General features: G+C 61.3%; 21 protein-coding genes. 5 read left to right on the top strand and 16 right to left on the bottom strand.

The features are described 5' to 3' along the window. Positions 1-79: 79 nt before the first annotated feature. From CAF63_RS10455 to CAF63_RS10445, 3 genes are all read right to left on the bottom strand, one after another. A complete protein-coding gene (locus CAF63_RS10455; protein WP_085690299.1) occupies positions 80-1,258 on the bottom strand; it encodes a PLP-dependent aspartate aminotransferase family protein in 1,179 nt (392 codons plus the stop codon). Then, complete coding sequence (locus tag CAF63_RS10450) at positions 1,255-2,631, bottom strand: cystathionine beta-synthase (RefSeq protein ID WP_085690300.1); 1,377 nt, start codon at positions 2,629-2,631, stop codon at positions 1,255-1,257. Before CAF63_RS10450 ends, CAF63_RS10455 begins: the two co-directional genes overlap by 4 nt. Before the next feature lie 259 nt (positions 2,632-2,890). Then, entirely contained in the window at positions 2,891-3,826 is a 936-nt protein-coding gene (locus CAF63_RS10445; RefSeq protein WP_085690301.1) for a Ppx/GppA family phosphatase, read from the bottom strand. A gap of 296 nt (positions 3,827-4,122) precedes the next feature. Here CAF63_RS10445 and CAF63_RS10440 point away from each other — a divergent pair, with 296 nt between their 5' ends. After that, positions 4,123-4,383 carry a ParD-like family protein gene (locus CAF63_RS10440; RefSeq protein ID WP_085690302.1) on the top strand — a complete coding sequence of 87 codons (261 nt, stop codon included), beginning with the start codon at positions 4,123-4,125 and terminating at the stop codon, positions 4,381-4,383. After that, positions 4,380-5,171, top strand: coding sequence for a type I methionyl aminopeptidase (map, locus tag CAF63_RS10435; protein ID WP_085690303.1), 792 nt, complete (start codon positions 4,380-4,382; stop codon positions 5,169-5,171). The genes CAF63_RS10440 and map overlap by 4 nt, the downstream gene beginning before the upstream one ends. A gap of 141 nt (positions 5,172-5,312) precedes the next feature. Here the strand turns inward: map and CAF63_RS10430 are convergent, their stop codons facing one another. From CAF63_RS10430 to ribBA, 5 genes are all read right to left on the bottom strand, one after another. Next, positions 5,313-6,467 (bottom strand): ABC transporter ATP-binding protein, encoded by a 1,155-nt coding sequence (locus tag CAF63_RS10430; RefSeq protein ID WP_085690304.1) that lies wholly within the window; start codon positions 6,465-6,467, stop codon positions 5,313-5,315. 17 nt (positions 6,468-6,484) lie between these two features. After that, a complete protein-coding gene (locus CAF63_RS10425) occupies positions 6,485-7,294 on the bottom strand; it encodes an ABC transporter permease (RefSeq protein WP_085690305.1) in 810 nt (269 codons plus the stop codon). A 6-nt stretch (positions 7,295-7,300) separates the two neighbouring features. Beyond that, positions 7,301-8,245 carry an ABC transporter permease gene (locus CAF63_RS10420; protein WP_085690306.1) on the bottom strand — a complete coding sequence of 315 codons (945 nt, stop codon included), beginning with the start codon at positions 8,243-8,245 and terminating at the stop codon, positions 7,301-7,303. Further along, positions 8,242-9,267: an ABC transporter substrate-binding protein gene (locus tag CAF63_RS10415; protein WP_085690307.1), complete on the bottom strand. Its 1,026-nt coding sequence runs from the start codon at positions 9,265-9,267 to the stop codon at positions 8,242-8,244. The genes CAF63_RS10420 and CAF63_RS10415 overlap by 4 nt, the downstream gene beginning before the upstream one ends. Before the next feature lie 166 nt (positions 9,268-9,433). Further along, a complete protein-coding gene (ribBA, locus tag CAF63_RS10410; RefSeq protein ID WP_085690308.1) occupies positions 9,434-10,543 on the bottom strand; it encodes a bifunctional 3,4-dihydroxy-2-butanone-4-phosphate synthase/GTP cyclohydrolase II in 1,110 nt (369 codons plus the stop codon). 65 nt (positions 10,544-10,608) lie between these two features. Here ribBA and CAF63_RS10405 point away from each other — a divergent pair, with 65 nt between their 5' ends. After that, complete coding sequence (locus CAF63_RS10405; protein ID WP_085690309.1) at positions 10,609-10,905, top strand: DUF1330 domain-containing protein; 297 nt, start codon at positions 10,609-10,611, stop codon at positions 10,903-10,905. Between the two features lie 133 nt (positions 10,906-11,038). Here the strand turns inward: CAF63_RS10405 and CAF63_RS10400 are convergent, their stop codons facing one another. From CAF63_RS10400 to CAF63_RS10370, 7 genes are all read right to left on the bottom strand, one after another. Further along, entirely contained in the window at positions 11,039-11,602 is a 564-nt protein-coding gene (locus tag CAF63_RS10400) for an NUDIX hydrolase (RefSeq protein WP_085690310.1), read from the bottom strand. 1 nt (position 11,603) lies between these two features. After that, on the bottom strand, positions 11,604-12,356 hold the full coding sequence (locus tag CAF63_RS10395) for a GntR family transcriptional regulator (RefSeq protein WP_085690311.1): 753 nt from the start codon (positions 12,354-12,356) through the stop codon (positions 11,604-11,606). 58 nt (positions 12,357-12,414) lie between these two features. Continuing rightward, positions 12,415-12,804, bottom strand: coding sequence for a carboxymuconolactone decarboxylase family protein (locus CAF63_RS10390; protein ID WP_085690312.1), 390 nt, complete (start codon positions 12,802-12,804; stop codon positions 12,415-12,417). A gap of 136 nt (positions 12,805-12,940) precedes the next feature. Continuing rightward, positions 12,941-13,426 carry a flavin reductase family protein gene (locus CAF63_RS10385; protein ID WP_085690313.1) on the bottom strand — a complete coding sequence of 162 codons (486 nt, stop codon included), beginning with the start codon at positions 13,424-13,426 and terminating at the stop codon, positions 12,941-12,943. Positions 13,427-13,438: 12 nt separating this feature from the next. Next, positions 13,439-14,920: an aldehyde dehydrogenase gene (locus CAF63_RS10380; RefSeq protein WP_085603065.1), complete on the bottom strand. Its 1,482-nt coding sequence runs from the start codon at positions 14,918-14,920 to the stop codon at positions 13,439-13,441. Then, positions 14,917-15,750: an alpha/beta fold hydrolase gene (locus CAF63_RS10375; protein ID WP_085690314.1), complete on the bottom strand. Its 834-nt coding sequence runs from the start codon at positions 15,748-15,750 to the stop codon at positions 14,917-14,919. The genes CAF63_RS10380 and CAF63_RS10375 overlap by 4 nt, the downstream gene beginning before the upstream one ends. A gap of 32 nt (positions 15,751-15,782) precedes the next feature. Continuing rightward, on the bottom strand, positions 15,783-16,373 hold the full coding sequence (locus CAF63_RS10370) for an amino acid synthesis family protein (RefSeq protein WP_007957412.1): 591 nt from the start codon (positions 16,371-16,373) through the stop codon (positions 15,783-15,785). A gap of 324 nt (positions 16,374-16,697) precedes the next feature. On the opposite strand from CAF63_RS10370, the gene CAF63_RS10365 reads away from it, so the two are divergent. Beyond that, on the top strand, positions 16,698-17,726 hold the full coding sequence (locus CAF63_RS10365; protein ID WP_085690315.1) for a YCF48-related protein: 1,029 nt from the start codon (positions 16,698-16,700) through the stop codon (positions 17,724-17,726). 28 nt (positions 17,727-17,754) lie between these two features. After that, on the top strand, positions 17,755-20,139 hold the full coding sequence (locus tag CAF63_RS10360) for an RND family transporter (protein ID WP_085690316.1): 2,385 nt from the start codon (positions 17,755-17,757) through the stop codon (positions 20,137-20,139). Between the two features lie 179 nt (positions 20,140-20,318). On the opposite strand, the gene CAF63_RS10355 is transcribed toward CAF63_RS10360, so the two are convergent. Next, entirely contained in the window at positions 20,319-21,038 is a 720-nt protein-coding gene (locus CAF63_RS10355; RefSeq protein WP_007957415.1) for a FadR/GntR family transcriptional regulator, read from the bottom strand. Between the last annotated feature and the right edge of the window lie 53 nt (positions 21,039-21,091).

Genomic DNA, 21,091 nt, shown 5'->3' with positions numbered 1-21,091 from the left:
CTCGTAAGCCAGAGACCAGCACTGGCCGCCTACTCAAACACCAAAGCCCGCCTCGTGCGGGCTTTGACGCTTTCGGGCGTTAAATACTGGCCAACGCCTGCGCCAGATCCGCACGCAGGTCTTCGATGTCCTCGACGCCTACCGACAGACGCACCAGACTGTCACCGATGCCGAGTTTGGCACGGGTTTCGGCCGGAATGGTCGCGTGAGTCATGATCGCCGGGTGCTCGATCAGGCTTTCCACACCGCCGAGGCTTTCTGCCAGAGCGAAGATCTGCACGTTCTCCAGGAAGCGACGAGCGCCTGCCAGGTCACTGTTCAGATCCAGGGAAATCATCCCGCCGAAACCACGCATCTGACGCTTGGCCAGTTCGTGTTGCGGGTGGGATTCCAGACCCGGGTAGTAGACGCGTTTGACCTGCGGCTGCTGTTCCAGCCAACGCGCCAGATCCAGCGCGTTGTTGCAATGACGCTCCATACGCAACGCCAGGGTCTTCACGCCGCGCAGAGTAAGGAACGCGTCGAACGGGCCGGAGATGGCGCCCACGGCGTTCTGCAGAAAGCCCAGGCGTTCGGCCAGCGCAGGATTGTCACCGACCACCGCGATCCCGCCGATCACATCGGAGTGACCGTTCAGGTATTTGGTGGTCGAGTGCAGCACGATGTCGAAACCCAGTTCCAGCGGGCGCTGGATCAACGGGCTGGCGAAGGTGTTGTCGGCCACGCAGAGGATCCCGCGCGCCTTGCAGATGCGCGCGATGGCAGCGAGGTCGGACAGACCCAGCAGCGGGTTGGTCGGGCTCTCCCCAATCACCATGCGCGTGTCGTCCTGCAACGACGCTTCGAATGCCGACAGATCCGCCAGATCAACGTAGCTGAAACGATGCCCGGCACTGCGCTGGCGCACCTTGTCGAACAGACGGAACGTGCCGCCGTACAGGTCATTGCCGGAGACGATGTGCGAGCCGGCGTCGAGCAGTTCGAGCACGGTGGAAATCGTCGCTAGCCCGGACGCGAAGGCAAACGCCTGGGTGCCGCCCTCCAGATCCGCCACGCAACGCTCCAGGGCAAAACGCGTCGGGTTGTGCGAGCGACCGTAGTCGAAACCCTTGTGCACGCCGGGGCTGTCTTGCAGGTACGTGGAGTTGGCGTAGATCGGCGGCATCAGTGCGCCGGTGGTCGGGTCCGGCGTTTGCCCGGCGTGGATCACGCGTGTGGCGAAGCCCTGTTGACGGGCGTTCTTGTCGTGCTGGCTCATGCCAGGGATCTCCGTAATTGATTGAGCATGTCGACGCGGGTGATCAGGCCGTGGAAGCCTGAAGCGTCGGCGATGATGGCCACCAGGCCGCTGCTGAGCACGGCTTCCAGTTCAGCCAGCGTGGCGCCGGGGGCGAGGGTTTGCAACTTGTCGGTCATCGCGCTGGAAACGGGTTTGCTGAAGAGCGAAGCGTCTTCGTGCACGCGTACCAGAATGTCCGACTCGTCGATCACACCGACCAGTTGCTTGCCATCCACCAGCACCGGCAGTTGTGAAACGTCGGCCAGGCGCATGCGCTGGAAGGCAGTCATCAGTGTATCGTCCGGGCCGACGCTGACGACTTTGCCGTCTTCGAAGCGGCGGGCGATCAGGTCGCGCAAGTCGCCGTAGCGTTTGCGCTGCAGCAGTCCCTGATCGGTCATCCACTGGTCGTTGTAGACCTTCGACAGGTAGCGAGTCCCGGTGTCGCAGACGAAGCTGACCACGCGTTTCGGCTCGGTCTGTTCGCGGCAGTAGCGCAGCGCGGCGGCGAGCAGGGTGCCGGTGGACGAACCACCGAGGATGCCTTCGGCTTTCAGCAACTGGCGGGCGTGATCGAAGCTTTCTTCATCGCTGATCGAGTAGGCGCTGCGCACGCTCGACAGGTCGGTGATCGACGGAATGAAATCCTCGCCGATGCCTTCCACCGCCCACGATCCAGCAGTGCCAAGGTGCTTGCTGCGGCTGTATTCAGCCATCACCGAACCGACCGGGTCGGCCAGGACCATTTCAAGGTCCGGTTGTACGCGCTTGAAGAAACGGGTCAGGCCGGTCAGTGTGCCGGCCGAACCGACACCGACCACGACGGCGTCCAGGTCATGCTCGGTCTGTGCCCAGATTTCCGGCCCGGTGCTGCACTCGTGGGCCAACGGGTTGGCGGGGTTGTTGAACTGGTCGGCAAAGAACGCGCCGGGAATGTCCTTGGCCAGACGCGCGGCGACATCCTGGTAATACTCGGGATGGCCCTTGCCGACATCGGAGCGGGTGATGTGCACTTCGGCGCCCATGGCCTTGAGGTGCAGGACTTTTTCGGTGGACATTTTGTCCGGCACCACCAGCACGACGCGGTAGCCCTTGGCGCGGCCGACCAGGGCCAGGCCCAGACCGGTGTTGCCGGCGGTGGCCTCGACAATCGTGCCGCCGGGTTGCAGGCGACCATCGCGCTCAGCGGCGTCGATCATGGCCAGACCGATGCGGTCCTTGATCGAACCGCCGGGGTTCTGTGATTCGAGTTTGAGAAACAGGGTGCAGGGACCGGTATCGAAGCGGGTGACTTGTACCAGCGGCGTATTGCCGATCAGCCCAAGTACGGCAGGGCGTGAATCCTTTGACATCTCTTCACCTCTTTGTGGTGTTGATCGCGTTCCATTCGCGGGGAAAAAGCTCGCGTGCAACATAGGCTCTGACCTGAGCTGCCGCAACCTTTAAACGGCCGGAAATACAGCCATTTCGATCTAACGATAGAACGAAATCGGAGAGGGGAAGGAAGTGATTTGCAGGGGTTTATACGCAGGCGTCATCGAGTATTGAAAGGGCGTCTTCAGCGCCACGAAGCGCTTGATCCGACAGTGAAAATCCTGCAGCGAAAATCGCTCAGTGCTTGCTCATCAGACCGTGCAGCACACCCAGTCGCAAGCCGGGTTCGGATGGCACCATTTGCGAGATGCCGAACACTTTGAACGCTGCCAGCATGACCACCAGACCACCGGGCAGAATGCTCTGGCGATGGGGTTGCAGGCCGGCCAGTTTCAGCTGTTGAACATTGCTGACTTCCAGCAGGCGCAACGACAGCCGCAACAGGCCGCCGTAGGTGATGCCGCTCTCGCCATGATCGTTCAGGCGATTGGCCTTGAGCACTTTGGCGAGCATCCGCGCGGTGCCCGAGGAACCAATGGTCTGCTGCCAGCCCTGGGCGCGATAACGGCGGGCGACTTTTTCGAATTGGAGAATGGCGACCCGTTCGGCTTCTTGTAGCGCACCGGCGGAAATCTCGCCGTTGCGAAAGTAACGGGTACTCAAGGTGCCGCTGCCGAGGGCGATGCTTTCGGTCAGCAGCGGTTGCGCGCCCTGGCCGAGAATAAGCTCGGTGGAACCGCCGCCAATGTCGACCACCAGACGCATGTCATCGGCGACCGGCAGGGTGTGGGCTACGCCGGCATAGACCAGACGCGCTTCTTCATGCCCGGAAATCACATCGATGCGAAACCCCAGATGCCGCTCCGCGCTGGCCAGAAACAGCTGCGCGTTGTCGGCCTCGCGCACCGCGCTGGTGGCCACCGCACGCACGCGACCCGGCTCGAAACCGCGCAGCTTCTTGCCGAACCGCGCCAGCGCCTGCCAGCCGCGATCCAGCGCCATTTCGTCGAGTGCCCGGCCATCGAAGCCCTCGGCCAGCCGCACCGGCTCGCGCAAGGTTTTGACCTCCTGAATCATGAAGCCCTTTCTGCTGCGCACCGACTGGCCAATCATCATGCGAAAGGCATTGGAACCGAGGTCGATGGCGGCGAACAGCGAGGTGTCTTCTTTCATGGGGATCCTTGCAAATCTTCCGTCGGGAGGCGCGGGACGGTTTGCGAGGATTCTGCCGTGGGTTGGATGACAACCTGATGACGCGGGCGGGGCGGTTCAATGAATTCATCGTTGTCATGACACTGTCATTATCGGCTGCCCATACTTGACCCCATTACATCGCGTGCTTTTCATGATTCGGCTGCCTCTTTGGGCAGCTTTTTTTTGCCCGGAATTTGCCGGGCGCGCAACATTTGCAATCCTCGGTGATACACGGTTAATATACGATCCATATACACATCGTATCGGATATTGCCATGGGCATCGTTAAAATTTCAGAGGACATGCACGAGAATCTGCGCATCTCCAGCAACGCACTCAGCCGCTCGATCAACGCGCAGGCCGAACACTGGATGCGCATCGGCATGCTCGCCGAGCTGTACCCCGACCTTGATCACCACGCCATTTGCCGGTTGCTGATTCGCGCCGAACAGTCGGGCGGTCTGGATCTGCAGCAAGTCTGCGCATTGGCGGATGCTGCGCAGAACGCCTCGGTGAAAGAGGTGGTCAAGGCATGAGAAACCCGATCAAGATCAACACCCAGGCCGAAATCACCCAATCACGCGAGGCCGGTAGACTGGCCGCCGAGGTGCTGGCGATGCTGGTGCCGCACGTCAAGGCTGGCGTGACTACCGATCAGCTCGACCAGTTGTGCAACGACTACATCGTCAATGTGCAGAAGGCGATTCCGGCCAACGTTGGTTACCACGGCTTTCCGAAAACCGTCTGCGCGTCAGTCAACGAAGTGGTCTGCCACGGCATTCCCTCGAAGCGGGTGCTGAAGGACGGCGACATCGTCAACCTCGACATCGCGGTGATCAAGGACGGTTGGTTTGGCGACACCAGCCGCATGTACGTGGTCGGTGAGCCGACGCCCGAGGCGCGGCATCTGATCAAGACCACTTACGACGCCATGTGCGCGGGCATCCGCGTCGTGCGGCCGGGCGCTACGTTGGGTGACATCGGTCATGCGATCCAGACGCTGGCGGAGAAAGAAGGGTTCAGCGTGGTGCGTGAGTACTGTGGGCACGGGATCGGCAAGGTTTATCACGATGAGCCGCAGGTGCTGCATTACGGTTACCCGGAGCAGGGGCTGAAATTGAAGGCGGGAATGATTTTCACCATCGAGCCGATGCTCAATGCCGGCAAGCGGCATGTGAAGAGCCTGGCGGATGGCTGGACGGTCGTGACCAAGGATCAGTCATTGTCGGCGCAGTGGGAGCACATGATTGCGGTGACGGAAGACGGGTTTGAGGTGTTGACAGCCTGGCCGGATGAGATCGAAGGGTATCCGCCAATTAACTGACTGTTGCAAGACTTGTGGGAGCGAGCTTGCTCGCGAAGGCGTCAGCATATTCAGTATTGATGTTGAATGTGCCAACCTCTTCGCAGGCAAGTCGAATCGTCGCACCGCCGCTCCCACAGGGTTCCGTTGTTTTCTGAAGAACTAGTGTGATCCGGCAGCTTTGTTCAAGTCGCTTTCGGACCACTCGGTATAGACGCATGCATCCGCCGTAGCCCAGCGTACTTGCACGGGATCCCCAGCCTTCAACGGCATCCCGGCCGCCGATAGCGCCTTCACCGTCATGGAGGTGCCACCTGACGTGACGACACTGCACGTCTGACTCTCTCCCAGAAACAACACCTCAACCACCTTCGCCGAAACCTCATTCCAGCCCGCCGCCAACGGCTCGTCATTCGCTTGCTGCGCACTCAACGCCAACGCCTTTTCCGGGCGCACCATCAGCAAAACATCCTGCCCGGTCTGCAATCCAGCGGTGAGACGGATCGACAGCGGCTGCCCCTCAAAACTCGCCGCCGCATTACCCTGTGCCTTGAGCTTGAGAAAGTTCGAGTTACCCAGAAACGACGCCACAAACGCATTCGGCGGATTCTGATAAAGGTCATAGCCGCTGCCGAGCCCGACAATCTTGCCGTGACTGAAAATCGCGATGCGCTGGGACAGGCGCATGGCTTCTTCCTGGTCGTGGGTCACGTAGACGATGGTGATGCCGAGGCGCCGGTGCAGCTGGCGCAATTCGTCCTGAAGGTCTTCGCGCAGTTTCTTGTCCAGCGCACCGAGCGGTTCGTCCATCAGCAGAATGCGTGGTTCGTAAACCAGAGCGCGAGCGATGGCGACCCGTTGTTGCTGGCCGCCAGAGAGTTGCGAAGGGCGGCGATGGGCGAATTGCTCCAACTGCACCAGTTTCAACATCGCATCGACGCGCTTGTCCCGCTCGGCCGCAGCGAGTTTGCGGATCGCCAGCGGGAACGCGATGTTGTCGCGTACCGACAGGTGCGGGAACAGCGAATAACGCTGGAACACCATGCCGATGTCGCGCTTGTGCGGCGGCACGTTCACCAGCGACTGTCCGTTGACCAGGATCTCGCCGCTGCTCGGGGTTTCGAATCCGGCGAGCATCGACAGCGTGGTGCTTTTGCCCGAGCCGCTGGAACCGAGGAAGGTCAGGAATTCGCCGTCCTTGATGTCCAGCGAGATGTTGTCCACGGCCGCGAAATCGCCGTAGTGCTTGTTCAGGTTGCGCAGGCTGACCAGGGGGTTGTCGTTCTGCTGGGATGCGTCTTTGATCACGGCACTCATGTCGTACTCCTGGGCGCTCAGGCGCTGATTTCGTTGCGCCGGCGCAGGGCGGCGGCGATCACCATGACCAATACCGACAGGCCGATCAGCAGCGTCGAAGCGACGGCGATCACGGGCGTCAGATCCTGGCGCAGGGTGGTCCACATTTTCACGGGAAGGGTTTGCAGGGTCGGGCTGGCCATCATCACGCTGAGCACTACTTCGTCCCAGGAAACCAGGAAAGCGAAGAGGGCGCCGGCCACCATTCCCGGACGAATCGCCGGGAAGGTCACCTTGAACACCGCTTGCAGGCGTGAGGCCCCGCAGATCACCGCCGCGTCTTCAATCGACTGATCGAACAGCTTCAGCGAGTTGATGATCGAGATGATGGTGAACGGCAGCGCGACGATTACATGGCTGACGACGAAGGCGAACAACGTACCGGTGTAGCCGAGCTTGAGGAACAGCGCGTACACCGCCACCGCGATGATCACCAGCGGCACGATCATCGGCAGGGTGAACAGACCGTAGAGCATTTCCCGGCCTGGGAAACGTCCGCGCACCAGCGCAAAGGCCGTCGGCAAACCGAGGGCGACGGCGCAGATCGTGGTCAGCACCGCAACCTTGAGACTGGCCAACGCTGCGCTCATCCAGTCGGCATTGGAGAAGAACTGTACGTACCATTTCAGCGTCCAGCCCGGTGGCGGGAACACCAGCCACTGGGACGAACCGAACGACAGCAGGACGATGAACACGATCGGCAACAGCAGGAACAGGCCGATCAGCCCGGTGGTGAAATACAGGCCGAAGCGCATCCGGCGACTCATGGCATTGGGCGTCAGGAGCATCTCGGCTTACCTCGCGTGACTGGCGCCAACCGGGGATTCCGGTTGCAGCTTCAGGTAGACGTAGAACAGCACCAGCGTGATGACGATCAGCAACGCGGCGCCGGCGCTGGCCAGACCCCAGTTGAGGAACGATTGCACCTGCTGAATGATGAATTCCGGCAGCATCATGTTCTGCGCCCCGCCCAGCAGCGCCGGGGTGACGTAGTAACCGAGCGACATCACGAACACCATCAACCCGCCGGACGCCAGACCCGGCCGGCACAGCGGCAGGAACACCCGGAAGAAGTTGGTCCAGGGACTCGCGCCACAGATCGAACCGGCCTGCAGGATCATCGGGTCGATGGCCTGCATGGTCGCCTGCAACGGCAGCACGATGAACGGAATCATGATGTAGCTCATGCCGATCACCACGCCGGTCAGGTTGTGCACCATTTCCAGCGGCTGATCGATGATGCCCATGGCCATCAAGGCTTTATTGATGACACCCGAAGCCTGCAACAGCACCAGCCACGAATAGGTGCGGGCGAGGAGGCTGGTCCACATCGACAACAGCACGATGTTGAGAATCCAGCGGCCCCAGCCCCGTGGCACCAGGGTGATTGCCCAGGCCAGCGGGAAGCCCAGCAGCAGGCTGAATACTGTCACCAGTCCCGCCACCGAAAAGGTATTGAACAGCACCCGGGCGTACGCCGAGTTGGCGAACAGTTGTTCATAGTTGCCAAGGCCCGGCACCGGTTCCAGCACGCCGCGCAGCAACAAGCCAATCAGCGGGGCGAGAAAGAACAGACCGAGGAACAACAGCGCCGGCGCTAGGTTGCCGGCGCCGCGCCAGCGTTGCTTGAGAGACGGGGCTTGCGCCATGGCACTCGCCTTGCCGGATGCCGGGCCGGCAGCGCTTGCGGCGCTCCCGGTGGCAGTGGAGGGACGGGACGCGGTGGCCGCCATTTTCATTTGACCAGCCATTCGTTCCACCGTGTCGCGATGGCCGGACCGTTTTTGGCCCAGTACGCGAAATCAAGAGTGATCTGATCCTTAGCGTAGGCAGTCGGCAGGTTCGGGGCCAGCGTCGAGTCCAGACGCTGCACGCTGTCGACGTTGACCGGGGCGTAGGCGGTCAGGTTGGAGAAGTCCGCCTGGCCTTTGGCACTGCTGGCGCTGGCCAGGAACTTCATCGCCGCGTCCTTGTTTTTCGAACCCTTTGGCACGACCAGAATGTCGGCCATGACCAGGTTCTGTTTCCAGCTCACGCCGACCGGTGCGCCGTCTTCTTGCAGGGCATGAATCCGGCCATTCCAGAACTGACCCATGCTCGCTTCACCGGAGGCCAGCAGTTGTTGCGACTGCGCGCCGCCGCCCCACCAGACGATGTCTTTCTTGATGGTGTCGAGTTTCTTGAAGGCGCGATCCAGATCCAGCGGGTAGAGCTTGTCGGCCGCTACGCCATCGGCGAGCAGGGCCAGTTCAAGCACGCCGGGGCTCGGCCATTTGTACAGGGCGCGTTTGCCGGGGAAGGTCTTGGTGTCGAACAGCGCGCTCCAGTCCTGCGGCTTGTTGGCACCGAGCTTGCCCTCGTTATAGCCAAGGACGAAGGAGAAGAAGAACGAGCCGACGCCGTAGTCGCTGACGAAGCGCGGGTCGATCTTGTCGCGCTGGATCTGTTTGAAATCGAGGGGTTCGAGCAGGCCTTCTGAGGCGGCGCGCAGGGCGAAGTCGGCTTCGACGTCGACCACGTCCCATTGCACGTTGCCGCTTTCGACCATGGCCTTGAGTTTGCCGTAGTCGGTCGGGCCGTCCTGCACGACGGTGATGCCGCTGGCCTTGCTGAACGGATCAGCCCAGGCCTGTTTCTGCGCATCCTGGGTGCTACCGCCCCAGCTGACAAAGTTCACACTCTCGGCGGCCATCGCGGCCTGACCGGTCACGCTCAGCAGTCCCGCAAGAAAGATCGCGGTTGCAGCTTTGTTCAACACCATTTTTACGCCCTCATTGTTGTGTTTTTGAGCGGGCTTGCGTTGTTGCCCGCCTGTCGGGAGCAGTAGCAGGACGGTTTTTCAGTTCGTCCGGTCTATGGAATATCATATTATGGTATTCCAAACTTTGTGCAAGCACTTTGCCGTACCGGCTATCTGGCAAACAGGGTTATTCGGTGAACGGAATGCTCTCGACCACCTCAAGATCGTAGCCGGTCAAACCGGCATATTTCAGCGGCGGGCCCAGGTGGCGCAGCTTGCCGACGCCCAGGTTCTGCAGAATCTGCGCCCCGGTGCCCACCTCGGAATAGATTCGCGATTGCGAACGACTGAACTGCCGTGGCGGTTGAGTCAATTGCGGCACACGCTCCAGCAACGCTTGCGACGATTCATGATTGGCCAGCACCACGACCACGCCATGGCCCTCGGCCGCGACCCGTTGCAGCGCCGCCCACAACGTCCAGTTCGTCGGCCCGCTGTACTCGGCGCCGACCAGATCGCGCAGCGGATCGATCACATGCACACGCACCAGCGTCGGTTCCTCACGGCGCAATTCGCCCATGACCATCGCCATGTGCACGCCGCCCTCGATGCGATCTTCGAAAGTGATCAAACGGAAGGTGCCATGCACCGTCGGCAGTTCCCGCTCGCCGATGCGCTCGATGGTGTGTTCGGTGCTCAGGCGATAGTGGATCAGGTCGGCAATGGTGCCGATCTTGATCCCGTGCTTGCGCGCGAAGATTTCCAGATCCGGGCGGCGGGCCATGGTGCCGTCGTCGTTCATCACTTCGACAATCACCGAGGCGGGCGTGAAGCCGGCCAGACGCGCCAAGTCGCAACCTGCCTCGGTGTGACCGGCACGGGTCAGCACGCCACCTTCCTTCGCACGCAGCGGGAAGATATGGCCGGGCTGCACCAGGTCTTCTGCGCGAGCATTGGGCGCCACCGCAGCAGCCACCGTGCATGCGCGGTCGGCAGCAGAAATGCCGGTAGTAACGCCGACCGCCGCTTCGATGGAGACCGTGAACGCGGTGCTGAATACGCTGCCATTGCTCGGCACCATTTGCTCCAGTCCCAGGCGCTGGCAATGATCGTCAGTCAACGTCAGGCATATCAGCCCGCGTGCCTCACGAGCCATGAAACTGATCGCCTCGGGCGTGCAACGGTCGGCGGCCAGCAGCAGGTCGCCTTCGTTTTCCCGATCCTCGTCATCGACCAGCAACACCATTTTGCCGAGGCGATAATCTTCGATGATTTCTTCGATGCTGTTGAAGGCCATGCTGGACTCTCGATGTGGATGAAATTCGTGGTATACCATAATACAAAATCAACCAAGAGGTCACTATGAAGGCGTACTGGATTGCTCACGTGGACATCACCGATCCCGATCACTACAGCCAATACACCCAGCGCGCTCCGAAGGCGTTCGCCGAGTTCGGCGCAAAGTTTCTGGCCAGAGGCGGGCGCAGCGAAGCGATGGAAGGGCGGGCGACGCCACAGCGCAGCGTGGTGATCGAGTTCGACAGTTACGAGCAGGCGGTGGCTTGCTACCGCTCGGCGGCGTATCAGGAAGCGAAGAGCTATCGGGAGGAGTGGGCGAGGGCGGAGATCATTATTGTGGAAGGCATCGCCTACCTCTGATCGTTCCCACGCTCTGCGTGGGAATGCAGCCCGGGACGCTCCGCGTCCCTTTCAGAGCCGAACGCGGAGCGTCCGAAGAGGCATTCCCACGCGGAGCGTAGGAACGATCAGGAACAGAAGGACAGGTAATATTTCAACGCATGAAATGAATCTTGCCGCTGTCGTCATTGCCCATGTACATGCCATACACCCCGGCCTGGCGTTCCTCGATGTAGCGTTCGAGAATCTGCCGGATCGCCGGGTAGTAGATCTGGTCCCACGGAATGTCTTCGGGGGCGAAGAATTTGCAGTCCAGGGTTTCCGGGCCGTACTCGCCAGTGATCTCCAGTGCGAGGGCGCGGAAGATGATGTAGACCTCGCTGATCTTCGGCACGCTGAAGATCGAGTAAGGCGAGACGATTTCCGCGCGTACGCCGCTTTCTTCCCAGACTTCGCGCAGGGCGGCCTGTTCGGTGGTTTCGCCGCTTTCCATGAAACCGGCGGGCAGGGTCCAGGTGCCGGGGCGCGGTGGGATCGCCCGTTGGCACAAGAGGTATTTGCCGTCCTGCTCGATGATGCAGCCGGCAATGATTTTCGGGTTTACGTAGTGGATGTAGCCGCAGCCGCGGCACATCAGGCGCTCGTGCGTATCGCCCGGCGGCACTTGCTGACCGAGGTCGGCGCCACCGCATTTCGGGCAAAAGCTCGGGCTGAACATGTCAGTGACCTATGCGCGGTTCTTTCAGCGCGATGGGCAGGGTGATCGCCGGTGTGGCGCCGGTTTCTTCCTGTTTGCGCTTCAGATAATCGAGGGCCACTGCCGCCGCCGCACGAACGTGATCGACGCAGGCCTGATGCGCTGCGAGTGCGTCACCGCTCTTGATCGCCTCGACCATTTTTTCCATTTCGTGATTACTGGCGCCGCGACGGTTCTCCTGGGACACCGACGTCGCGCGCAGGTAGCTGATCCGCGCCTGCAATTGACGCAGCTGAGTGGCCGCGACATGGTTGCCCGAGCCTTCGAGCAGCACGTCGTAGAAACCCTGCACCGAGTCGATCACCTGTTGCAGCTCGCCGTCCTTGAGCGCCTTGCGGTTCTCGTCGAGGGCTTTTTCCAGGGCCTTGATGTCCTTGGCCTTGGCGCGCAGGGTGAACAGCTGGACGATCAGGCCTTCGAGTACGCAACGCAGCTCATAGATGTCGACCGCATCGGCGAGAGTGATGATCGCCACTCGCGGGCCCTTGGCGTCGGCGAACTCCACCAGGCCTTCGGATTCCAGGTGACGCAAGGCTTCACGCACCGACGTACGGCTCACGCCCAGGCGATCGCACAGATCGCGCTCCACCAGGCGATCGCCCGGCAGCAGCTGGAAGTTCATGATGGCGCTTCGCAGTTTATCCAGCACGATTTCGCGCAGGGTGACGGGGTTGCGATTGACCTTGAAGCTGTCGTCGAGTGGCAGGCGTTTCATGGGGTCCGCTCTTTAAGGTGGCTGTCCATGCCAGACGGGCATTCAAACAGCCGAGGGGTTAACTGGAGGCCTCGGCGTCGGCTTCGGCGAAGGCTTCACGGGCAAGCCGGAAACTGTCCACGGCTGCCGGGACGCCGCAATAAATACCGACCTGAAGCAGAATTTCGCGTATTTGCTCACGACTCAGGCCGTTACGCAAGGCGCCGCGCACATGCAGTTTCAGTTCGTGCGGGCGGTTGAGCGCCGAGATCATCGCCAGGTTGATCATGCTGCGCTCCTTGAGCGACAGGCCATCGCGTCCCCAGACGTGGCCCCAGCAGTATTCGGTGACCATTTCCTGCAGCGGGCGGGTGAAGTCGTCGGCGCTCTCGATCGAGCGTTGCACGTAGGCTTCGCCGAGCACCTGGGTGCGGATCTTCAGGCCCTTTTCATACCTCTCGTTACTCATAAATCCTCCAGTCACCACATTTCCCTCGTGGGAGCGGGCTTGCTCGCGAATGCGGTAGCTCACTCAGCATAGATGTCGACTGACACGACGCCTTCGCGAGCAAGCCCGCTCCCACAGTGGGATTTGTGTGAATCTTTCAGGCCAAGGTAGGCAACGCGCCGAGCTTGCCCTTGTGATAAATCATCGGCGTCACCGGTTGCTCCGGCAGGATCAGATTCTTCACCGCGCCGACGATAATCGCGTGGTCACCGCCGTCGTACTCGCGCCACAGTTCGCACTCGATGATCGCCGTGGCTTTGGCGAGGATCGGGTTACCCAGTTCGCTCAAATGCCACTCGATGCCGTTGGCCTTGTCCTTGCCTTTGCCGGCGAAGGCGTAGGCCTCGGCGGTCTGGTCGGCGGACAGCAAATGGATCGCGAAACGCTTGCTGTCGCGCAGCACCGGGTAGGTGTCGGAGGCGTAGTTGGGGCAAAACAGCACCAGCGCCGGATCAATCGACAGCGCACTGAAAGCGCTGGCGGTGATCCCGACGATGGCGCCATCCGGGTCGAGGGTGGTGACCACCGTGACCCCGGACGGGAACGAGCTCATGACGTCTTTGTAAATGCCGGGTTCGATCATGGCGCAGGACTCCTAACGCATCACAAACGGATCAGGCATCGGCGCCTGAGAGAGGTTGATCCACACCGTTTTCAGTTCGGTGTAGGCCAGCACCGAATCGATGCCGCTTTCGCGTCCATAGCCACTGTTCTTGAAGCCGCCAATCGGTGCCATCGCCGACACCGCGCGGTAGGTGTTGACCCAGATGATTCCCGAACGCACGTCCCGGGCCAGGCGATGGGCGCGGCCCAGATCGCGGGTCCAGATGCCGGCGGCGAGGCCGAACTGCGAGTCGTTGGCAATCGCCAGTGCTTCGGCTTCGTCCTTGAAACGGATGACCGATGCCACCGGACCGAAGACTTCTTCCTGCATGATCTTCATCGAATTGCGGTCGCATTCGAACAGCGTCGGTTCGTAGAACCAGCCATCACCCACGCCGCTCGGGCGCTTGCCGCCCAGACGCAGGCGCGCACCTTCGGCAATCGCATCAGCCACCAGACCTTCAACCACCGCCAATTGTTGCGCGGTGGCCATCGGGCCCATTTCGCTGCTGTCGTCCTGCGGGTTGCCGATGCGGATGCGCTGGGCGCGCTCCACCAGTCGGCTGACGAATTCGTCGTAGATTTCGTCCTGCACCAGCAGTCGTGAACCGGAGACGCAACTCTGCCCGGACGCCGCATAGATCCCGGCAATGGCGCCATTGATTGCGCTGTCGAGATCGGCGTCGGCGAAGATGATGTTCGGCGACTTGCCGCCCAGTTCCAGCGACAGCTTGGCGAAGTTCTCGGCGCTGCTGCGCACCACATGCCGGGCCGTGGCCGCGCCGCCGGTGAAGGCGATCTTGCGGATCAGCGGATGGCGGGTGAGGGCGGCGCCCGTGCTCGGGCCGTAACCAGTGACGACGTTGACCACGCCCGGCGGAATCCCGGCTTCAAGGGCCAGACGCGCCAGTTCGAGAATGGTCGCCGAGGCGTGCTCCGATGGCTTGATCACGATGGTGTTGCCCGCTGCCAATGCCGGCGCCAGTTTGATCGCGGTCAGGTAAAGCGGACTGTTCCACGGAATGATTGCGGCAACCACACCCATGGCTTCGTGCACGGTGTAGGCGAACAGATCGGGTTTATCCAGCGGCAGAGTGCCGCCTTCGAGCTTGTCGGCGAGGCCGGCGGTGTAATGGAAAAACTCCGGCAGATAACCGACCTGACCCCGTGTTTCGCGGATCAGTTTGCCGTTGTCGCGGCTTTCCAGCTGCGCCAGTTGTTCCTTGTTCTCGGCGATCAGGTCACCGAGACGACGCAACAGTTTGCCGCGCGCGGTGGCGGTCAAACCACGCCATGCCGGGCTGTCGAAAGCGGTCTGTGCCGCTTGCACGGCGCGTTCGACATCGGCTTCATCCGCGTCGGGCAGTTCGGCCCAAGGCTCGGCCAACGCCGGGTTGAGGCTTTCGAAAGTCTTGCCGGAGAGGGCGTCGACCCATTCTCCGCCGATGCACATCTGGAAGCGTGCGAGCGTCATGCAACGATCCCCTTTATATGGTTTTGTCGGGCGTGTGCGGTGTCGAGAAATTCCAGCAGCGTCTGGTTGACCAGCCGTGGCGACTCTACCGGCATCATATGCCGTTGCTCGGGCAGCACGGCAACCTTCGCACCGGGAATGCGCGCGGCCAGTTGCTCGGCCATTTCCGGGGTCGATCCGGGGTCCAGCTCGCCGGTGGCGATCAGCGTCGGCGCCTGGATGCTGCCCAGGTCGTCGGCGCGGTACATGTCCTGGGTGGCGAACAATTCGTAGGTGGTCAGGTAACCCTGCGGATCATTGCCGGCCAGGGTCTGGCGGATCGCAGCGATCTGCGCCGGGTTGGCCGCCTGATATTCGCGGCTGAACCAGCGCGACAGTGCCGCTTCGGCATTCGCGTCCGGCCCGTGTTCGGCGGCCTGCGCGGTACGGGCGATGACGCCGGCGCGCTGCTCTTCGCTGCGGTTGAACACGCTGTTGAGCACCACCAGGCTTTTCAGGCGTTCCGGGTAATGCAGGGCAAACGCCCGCGCCACCAGACCGCCCATGGAAAAGCCGATCACCGACGCCTCGGGCAATTGCAGGTGATCGAGCAGCTCCAGCAACTGATCGGCATAACCGAGCAACGAGGTGCCGCTGGCCGGTCGCGGGCTGGCGCCATGGCCGAGCATGTCGTAGGCGATCACCCGGTATTGCGTGGCCAGGCCGACGATCTGGCCGCCCCACATTTCTTTGTTCAGGCCCACACCGTGGATCAACACCACGGGTTGGCCTTGGCCGGTCGCCAGATAACTGGTGCCGGCCGGGGTGAGTTCAGCGGTGAGCCGAATCATGGAGCGCTCCTGCAATGCCTTTTTTATTGTGATTACTGGGCTTTTTCGGCGGCCAGTTCTTCCAGATCGATGTAACGGTTGCCGATGCGCGGGTGCAGGCGACCACCGTCGGCGCAACCGAGCACCACGACAATTTCGTCGGCGCGCGGGGCGTCTTCGATCTGCATTTCCAGAGTGATGTAGTGCGAGCGCAGGCCTTCGTCGTCCTTGTGCATCATCGGGATCTGGATCGAAGTGCCCGGGCCGCCACGCTTGTTGGTGAAGCTCAGATAACTCTTGGCCTTGACCGCTTCGCGGTAGTGGTTGCCGAAGCGCAGGGTGTGGATCACCGCCGACGCGTGCTCGATTTCACCATCGGCGCCGACCACGGCCGCTTTGCCGTAAGCCTCGATCTTCTCGGCACCGCCGATGATGCCCACCAGACGCTCGACCATCATCGCGCCGAGGTCGGAGCAATTGGCGCGGATCTGCGGCTTGAGGTCTTCGACAAAGCCATTGCCGACCCACGGGTTCTTCATCACGACAGCCAGGCCGACCATGGTCACCGGGGTGTCGGATGCCTTGCCGCCTTCAATGAAGGTCTCTTCGACATAGCTGACGATCTTGCGAATTTCGAAACTCATGAGCTGCTCCGTAGGGGATAAAGAGTGTCTGTGCGTCTGATGGTATACCATAATACCGATCGTGCAAGTCCCCCTCGCAAGATTCCCTGCCATCAGTCGGACGAATGCCCGCGCATTCAGCCGCCGCTGTAGTCCCTTTCGGTTAACAAAAGATAACGTTGCGCCGATTGTCAGACGTTTCGAATGCCCGATAGGATGAGCCAGCTTCCGAAGGGGCTCTGGATGGCGGGTTTCAGGACTATGCTGTGACCAGGCAGTCACCGTGAGCACCCTTGCGGCGCCCTTTAAGATCCATGACCAACAATAATAAACAGGGGAAGGTCTATGAGTCGTTGCCGCCCGCCGGCGTTACGCAACACCGCGTTGCTGGCCACAGCACTCTCTCTGCTGGGCTTTGCCACCTTGTCGGCGCCTGTCCTGGCGGCCGAAGCGCCCGCCGACGTGGTCTATTCCACCGAATCGGCCAAGGCCTCGAAAAGCCTGATGCTCGATGTCGTTCACGCCGGAACCCGGCTGGTGGCGGTCGGGGATCGCGGGCACATTCTCTATTCCGACGATCAGGGCAAGACCTGGACCCAGGCGAAAGTGCCGAGCCGCCAGTTGCTGACCGCCGTGTATTTTGTCGATGACAAGCATGGCTGGGCCGTCGGCCACGACGCACAGATCCTCGCCAGCGAAGATGGCGGCCTGACCTGGACCAAACAGTTCGAAGACCTCAAGCGCGAATCGCCGCTGCTCGACGTCTGGTTCAAGGACGTCAACAGCGGTCTGGCCGTGGGTGCCTACGGCGCGCTGCTGGAAACCACCGACGGTGGCAAACACTGGGAAGACGTCAGCGATCGCCTCGACAACGAAGATCAGTTCCACCTCAACGCCATCGCTTCGGTAAAAGACGCCGGCCTGTTCATCGTCGGTGAGTCGGGCAGCATGTTCCGCTCCGCCGACTGTGGTCAGACCTGGGAAAAACTCGAAGGCCCGTACGAAGGTTCGCTGTTCGGCGTGATCGGCACGGCGCAACCGCAAACCCTGCTGGCCTATGGTCTGCGCGGCAACCTGTACCGCTCCACCGATTTCGGCAGTACCTGGGAGCAGGTCGAACTGAAAGCTGCGCGCGGTTCGCTGGAGTTCGGCCTGTCCGGCGCCACACTGCTCGACGACGGCTCCATCGTCATCGTCGGCAACGGCGGCTCGGTGGTCAGCAGCAGTGACAACGGCGAAACCTTCAGCGTGTTCAACCGTCCGGATCGCATCTCGCTGTCGTCGGTCACCGCCGCCGGCAACGGCAATCTGATCCTGAGCGGGCAGGGTGGCGTTCGGGTGACAACCGCGAACGGCGCCGAGCTGGGCAAATGAGCCGAATCAATAATAAGAAGGCGGGGCTATGACTTCCTTGAGCACTCATCATCAGGACAAGGCGACGTTTCTCGAGCGCCTGATCTTCAACAACCGCCCGGCAGTGATCGTGATCTGCCTGCTGGTCAGCATTTTCCTGTTCTGGCAGGCCACGCTGATCCGTCCGTCCACCAGTTTCGAAAAGATGATCCCGCTCAAGCATCCGTTCATTGAAAAGATGATGGAGCACCGCAACGATCTGGCGAACCTGGGCAACACCGTGCGCATTTCGGTGGAAGCGAAGGACGGCGACATCTTCTCCAAGGAGTACATGGAGACCCTGCGTCAGATCAACGACGAGGTGTTCTACATCTCCGGCGTCGACCGTTCCGGCCTCAAGTCGCTGTGGAGCCCGAGCGTGCGCTGGACCGAAGTGACCGAGGAAGGTTTTGCCGGCGGCGAAGTGATACCGCAAAGCTACAATGGCTCCCAGGACAGCCTCGATCTGCTGCGCAACAACGTACTCAAGTCCGGCCAGGTCGGGCGTCTGGTGGCCAACGACTTCAAGTCGAGCATCGTCGACATCCCGCTGCTGGAGTCCTACCCGGACCCGCAGGACCAGGGCAAGCTGCTGGCGCTGGACTATCGCCAGTTCTCCCATGAGCTCGAAGACAAGATCCGCAACAAGTTCGAAGCGCAGAACCCCAACGTCAAGATCCACATCGTCGGTTTCGCCAAGAAGGTCGGCGACCTGATCGATGGCCTGGTGATGGTGGTGATGTTCTTCGGCATCGCCTTCGTCATCACCCTGATTCTGCTGCTGTGGTTTACCAACTGCCTGCGCAGTACCGTGGCGGTGTTGAGCACCACGCTGGTTGCGGTGGTCTGGCAACTCGGGCTGATGCACTTCTTCGGGTTCGGCCTGGATCCGTACTCGATGCTGGTGCCGTTCCTGATTTTCGCCATCGGGATCTCCCACGGCGTGCAGAAAATCAACGGTATCGCCCTGCAATCGAGCGAGGCGGACAACGCCCTGACCGCCGCCCGGCGCACGTTCCGGCAATTGTTCCTGCCAGGCATGATCGCGATTCTGGCGGACGCGGTGGGCTTCATCACACTGCTGATCATCGACATCGGTGTGATTCGCGAGCTGGCCATCGGCGCCTCCATCGGTGTGGCGGTGATCGTGTTCACCAACCTGATCCTGCTGCCGGTGGCGATCTCCTATGTCGGCATCAGCAAACGTGCGATCGCCAAGAGCAAGAAGGACGCAAACCGCGAACACCCGTTCTGGCGTCTGCTGTCGAATTTCGCCAGCCCGAAAGTCGCACCGGTTTCCATTGCCCTGGCCCTGATCGCCTTCGGTGGTGGCCTCTGGTACAGCCAGAACCTGAAGATCGGCGACCTCGACCAGGGCGCGCCGGAACTGCGTCCGGACTCGCGCTACAACAAGGACAACAACTTCATCATCAACAACTATTCCACCAGCTCCGACGTGCTGGTTGTGATGGTCAAGACCAAGTCCGAAGGTTGCTCGCGCTATGAGGCCATGGCGCCAATCGACGAGCTGATGTGGAAGATGCAGAACACCGAGGGCGTGCAATCGGCGATCTCGCTGGTGACGGTGTCCAAGCAGATGATCAAGGGCATGAACGAGGGCAACCTGAAATGGGAAACCCTGTCACGCAACCCGGATGTGCTGAACAACTCCATCGCCCGGGCTGATGGCCTGTACAACAACAGTTGCTCGCTGGCCCCGGTGCTGGTGTTCCTCAATGATCACAAGGCTGAAACCCTGGATCGCGCTGTAAAAGCCGTGCAGGAATTCGCCAAGGACAACAACAAGGAGGGTCTGGAATTCATCCTCGCGGCCGGTAACGCCGGGATCGAAGCGGCGACTAACGAAGTCATCAAGCAGGCTGAACTGACTATCCTGATCCTGGTGTACATCTGCGTGGCGGTCATGTGCATGATCACCTTCCGTTCATGGGCGGCGACCTTGTGCATCGTGCTGCCGCTGGTGCTGACCTCGGTGCTGGGCAACGCGCTGATGGCGTTCATGGGCATCGGCGTGAAGGTGGCGACGCTGCCGGTGGTGGCGCTGGGCGTGGGGATCGGCGTGGACTACGGCATCTACATCTACAGCCGTCTGGAAAGTTTCCTGCGTGCCGGCCTGCCGTTGCAGGAAGCCTATTACCAGACCCTGAAATCCACCGGTAAAGCGGTGCTGTTCACCGGTCTCTGCCTGGCCATCGGCGTGTGCACCTGGATCTTCTCGGCGATCAAGTTCCAGGCCGACATGGGCCTGATGCTGACCTTCATGCTGCTGTGGAACATGTTCGGTGCGCTGTGGCTGCTGCCGGCACTGGCGAAGTTCCTGATCAAGCCGGAGAAACTGGCGGGGCAGAAGGGGAATTCACTGTTTGCCCACTGATCGGCGAGCATGAAACGAAAAAGCCGCAACCCGAGGGTTGCGGCTTTTTTATGTCGCGAAGTTCACGATTAACCCTGTGGGAGCTGGCTTGCCAGCGATAGCGGATCAGCAGCCCACACCAATGTTGAATGTTCAGCCTTCATCGCTGGCAAGCCAGCTCGCACAGGGTTTTGTTGTGTTCAGGAGAGTTCGGTGCCGAGCACAACACTCAAGGCACTCCGTGCATCGTCCAGTTGCACCAGCGTCGCATGCCGCGCCCCTAACGCATCCCGATTCTCGATCGCCGTCAAAATCGCCTTGTGGCGAGGCAATGCCAGCTCATGCAGATTCGGCCGCTGGTTCGAATGCTTCAGCGCCTCGGCAATCGCCACCGACAACATATTGCACAGATTCGCCAGCAAATCGTTGTGAGTCGCATCGGCAATCCGGCTGTGAAAGTCCAGATCCGGTTGCAGCAAGGCCTCCGGTGTCGGCGCGGCTTCCATGCGCTGGTACGCTTCGGCAATCGACGCAATGTCGGCATCGGTCGCGTGCTGGGCGGCGAGGGCGGCGGCGGCCGGTTCAATGATGCTGCGCACGCTGGTCAGGACGTTGAAGAACTCGTTCTGCGGGCTGCTTTGCATCAGCCAGTGCAGCACGTCCGGGTCGAGCATGTGCCATTCGCGGCGCGGCTTGACCACGGTACCGACGCGCGGTTTCGAATACACCAGGCCCTTGGCGACCAGCACTCGGGTGGCTTCGCGCAACACCGGCCGGCTGACCGCGTACTCCTCGCAGAGCAAGGCTTCGGCGGGCAGCTTGTCGCAGGGCAGAAAGCGTCCGGAAACAATCTGCATGCCCAGCTCCTGGACGATGCGCGAGTGCATGCTTTTACGGTCGGAAGGTTTGCGGTAATCCATGGGGAGCGGCGCGATCCTGAGCGATGGAGATGCCGCGCATCATAGCAGGCACC

This window comes from Pseudomonas sp. B20(2017) (assembly GCF_002113125.1).
Taxonomy (GTDB): Bacteria; Pseudomonadota; Gammaproteobacteria; order Pseudomonadales; family Pseudomonadaceae; genus Aquipseudomonas.
The sequence above is the reverse complement of the archived record's forward strand: the minus strand, read 5'-3'. Positions and strand labels throughout refer to the sequence as shown.

What these genes read in the sequence shown, in the direction of transcription:
- CAF63_RS10415 (WP_085690307.1), bottom strand. Translation starts at nt 9,267, where the DNA reads ATGGTGTTGAACAAAGCTGCAACCGCGATCTTTCTTGCGGGACTGCTG.
- CAF63_RS10385 (WP_085690313.1), bottom strand. Translation starts at nt 13,426, where the DNA reads ATGATCGAACCCGGCATTTACAAAGACGTCATGAGCTCGTTCCCGTCC.
- CAF63_RS10365 (WP_085690315.1), top strand. Translation starts at nt 16,698, where the DNA reads ATGAGTCGTTGCCGCCCGCCGGCGTTACGCAACACCGCGTTGCTGGCC.
- CAF63_RS10355 (WP_007957415.1), bottom strand. Translation starts at nt 21,038, where the DNA reads ATGGATTACCGCAAACCTTCCGACCGTAAAAGCATGCACTCGCGCATC.
- CAF63_RS10425 (WP_085690305.1), bottom strand. Translation starts at nt 7,294, where the DNA reads ATGCTCCTGACGCCCAATGCCATGAGTCGCCGGATGCGCTTCGGCCTG.
- CAF63_RS10455 (WP_085690299.1), bottom strand. Translation starts at nt 1,258, where the DNA reads ATGAGCCAGCACGACAAGAACGCCCGTCAACAGGGCTTCGCCACACGC.
- ribBA (WP_085690308.1), bottom strand. Translation starts at nt 10,543, where the DNA reads ATGGCCTTCAACAGCATCGAAGAAATCATCGAAGATTATCGCCTCGGC.
- CAF63_RS10380 (WP_085603065.1), bottom strand. Translation starts at nt 14,920, where the DNA reads ATGACGCTCGCACGCTTCCAGATGTGCATCGGCGGAGAATGGGTCGAC.
- CAF63_RS10450 (WP_085690300.1), bottom strand. Translation starts at nt 2,631, where the DNA reads ATGTCAAAGGATTCACGCCCTGCCGTACTTGGGCTGATCGGCAATACG.
- CAF63_RS10445 (WP_085690301.1), bottom strand. Translation starts at nt 3,826, where the DNA reads ATGAAAGAAGACACCTCGCTGTTCGCCGCCATCGACCTCGGTTCCAAT.
- CAF63_RS10390 (WP_085690312.1), bottom strand. Translation starts at nt 12,804, where the DNA reads ATGAGTAACGAGAGGTATGAAAAGGGCCTGAAGATCCGCACCCAGGTG.
- CAF63_RS10395 (WP_085690311.1), bottom strand. Translation starts at nt 12,356, where the DNA reads ATGAAACGCCTGCCACTCGACGACAGCTTCAAGGTCAATCGCAACCCC.
- map (WP_085690303.1), top strand. Translation starts at nt 4,380, where the DNA reads ATGAGAAACCCGATCAAGATCAACACCCAGGCCGAAATCACCCAATCA.
- CAF63_RS10405 (WP_085690309.1), top strand. Translation starts at nt 10,609, where the DNA reads ATGAAGGCGTACTGGATTGCTCACGTGGACATCACCGATCCCGATCAC.
- CAF63_RS10430 (WP_085690304.1), bottom strand. Translation starts at nt 6,467, where the DNA reads ATGAGTGCCGTGATCAAAGACGCATCCCAGCAGAACGACAACCCCCTG.
- CAF63_RS10400 (WP_085690310.1), bottom strand. Translation starts at nt 11,602, where the DNA reads ATGTTCAGCCCGAGCTTTTGCCCGAAATGCGGTGGCGCCGACCTCGGT.
- CAF63_RS10420 (WP_085690306.1), bottom strand. Translation starts at nt 8,245, where the DNA reads ATGAAAATGGCGGCCACCGCGTCCCGTCCCTCCACTGCCACCGGGAGC.
- CAF63_RS10370 (WP_007957412.1), bottom strand. Translation starts at nt 16,373, where the DNA reads ATGAGTTTCGAAATTCGCAAGATCGTCAGCTATGTCGAAGAGACCTTC.
- CAF63_RS10375 (WP_085690314.1), bottom strand. Translation starts at nt 15,750, where the DNA reads ATGATTCGGCTCACCGCTGAACTCACCCCGGCCGGCACCAGTTATCTG.
- CAF63_RS10360 (WP_085690316.1), top strand. Translation starts at nt 17,755, where the DNA reads ATGACTTCCTTGAGCACTCATCATCAGGACAAGGCGACGTTTCTCGAG.
- CAF63_RS10440 (WP_085690302.1), top strand. Translation starts at nt 4,123, where the DNA reads ATGGGCATCGTTAAAATTTCAGAGGACATGCACGAGAATCTGCGCATC.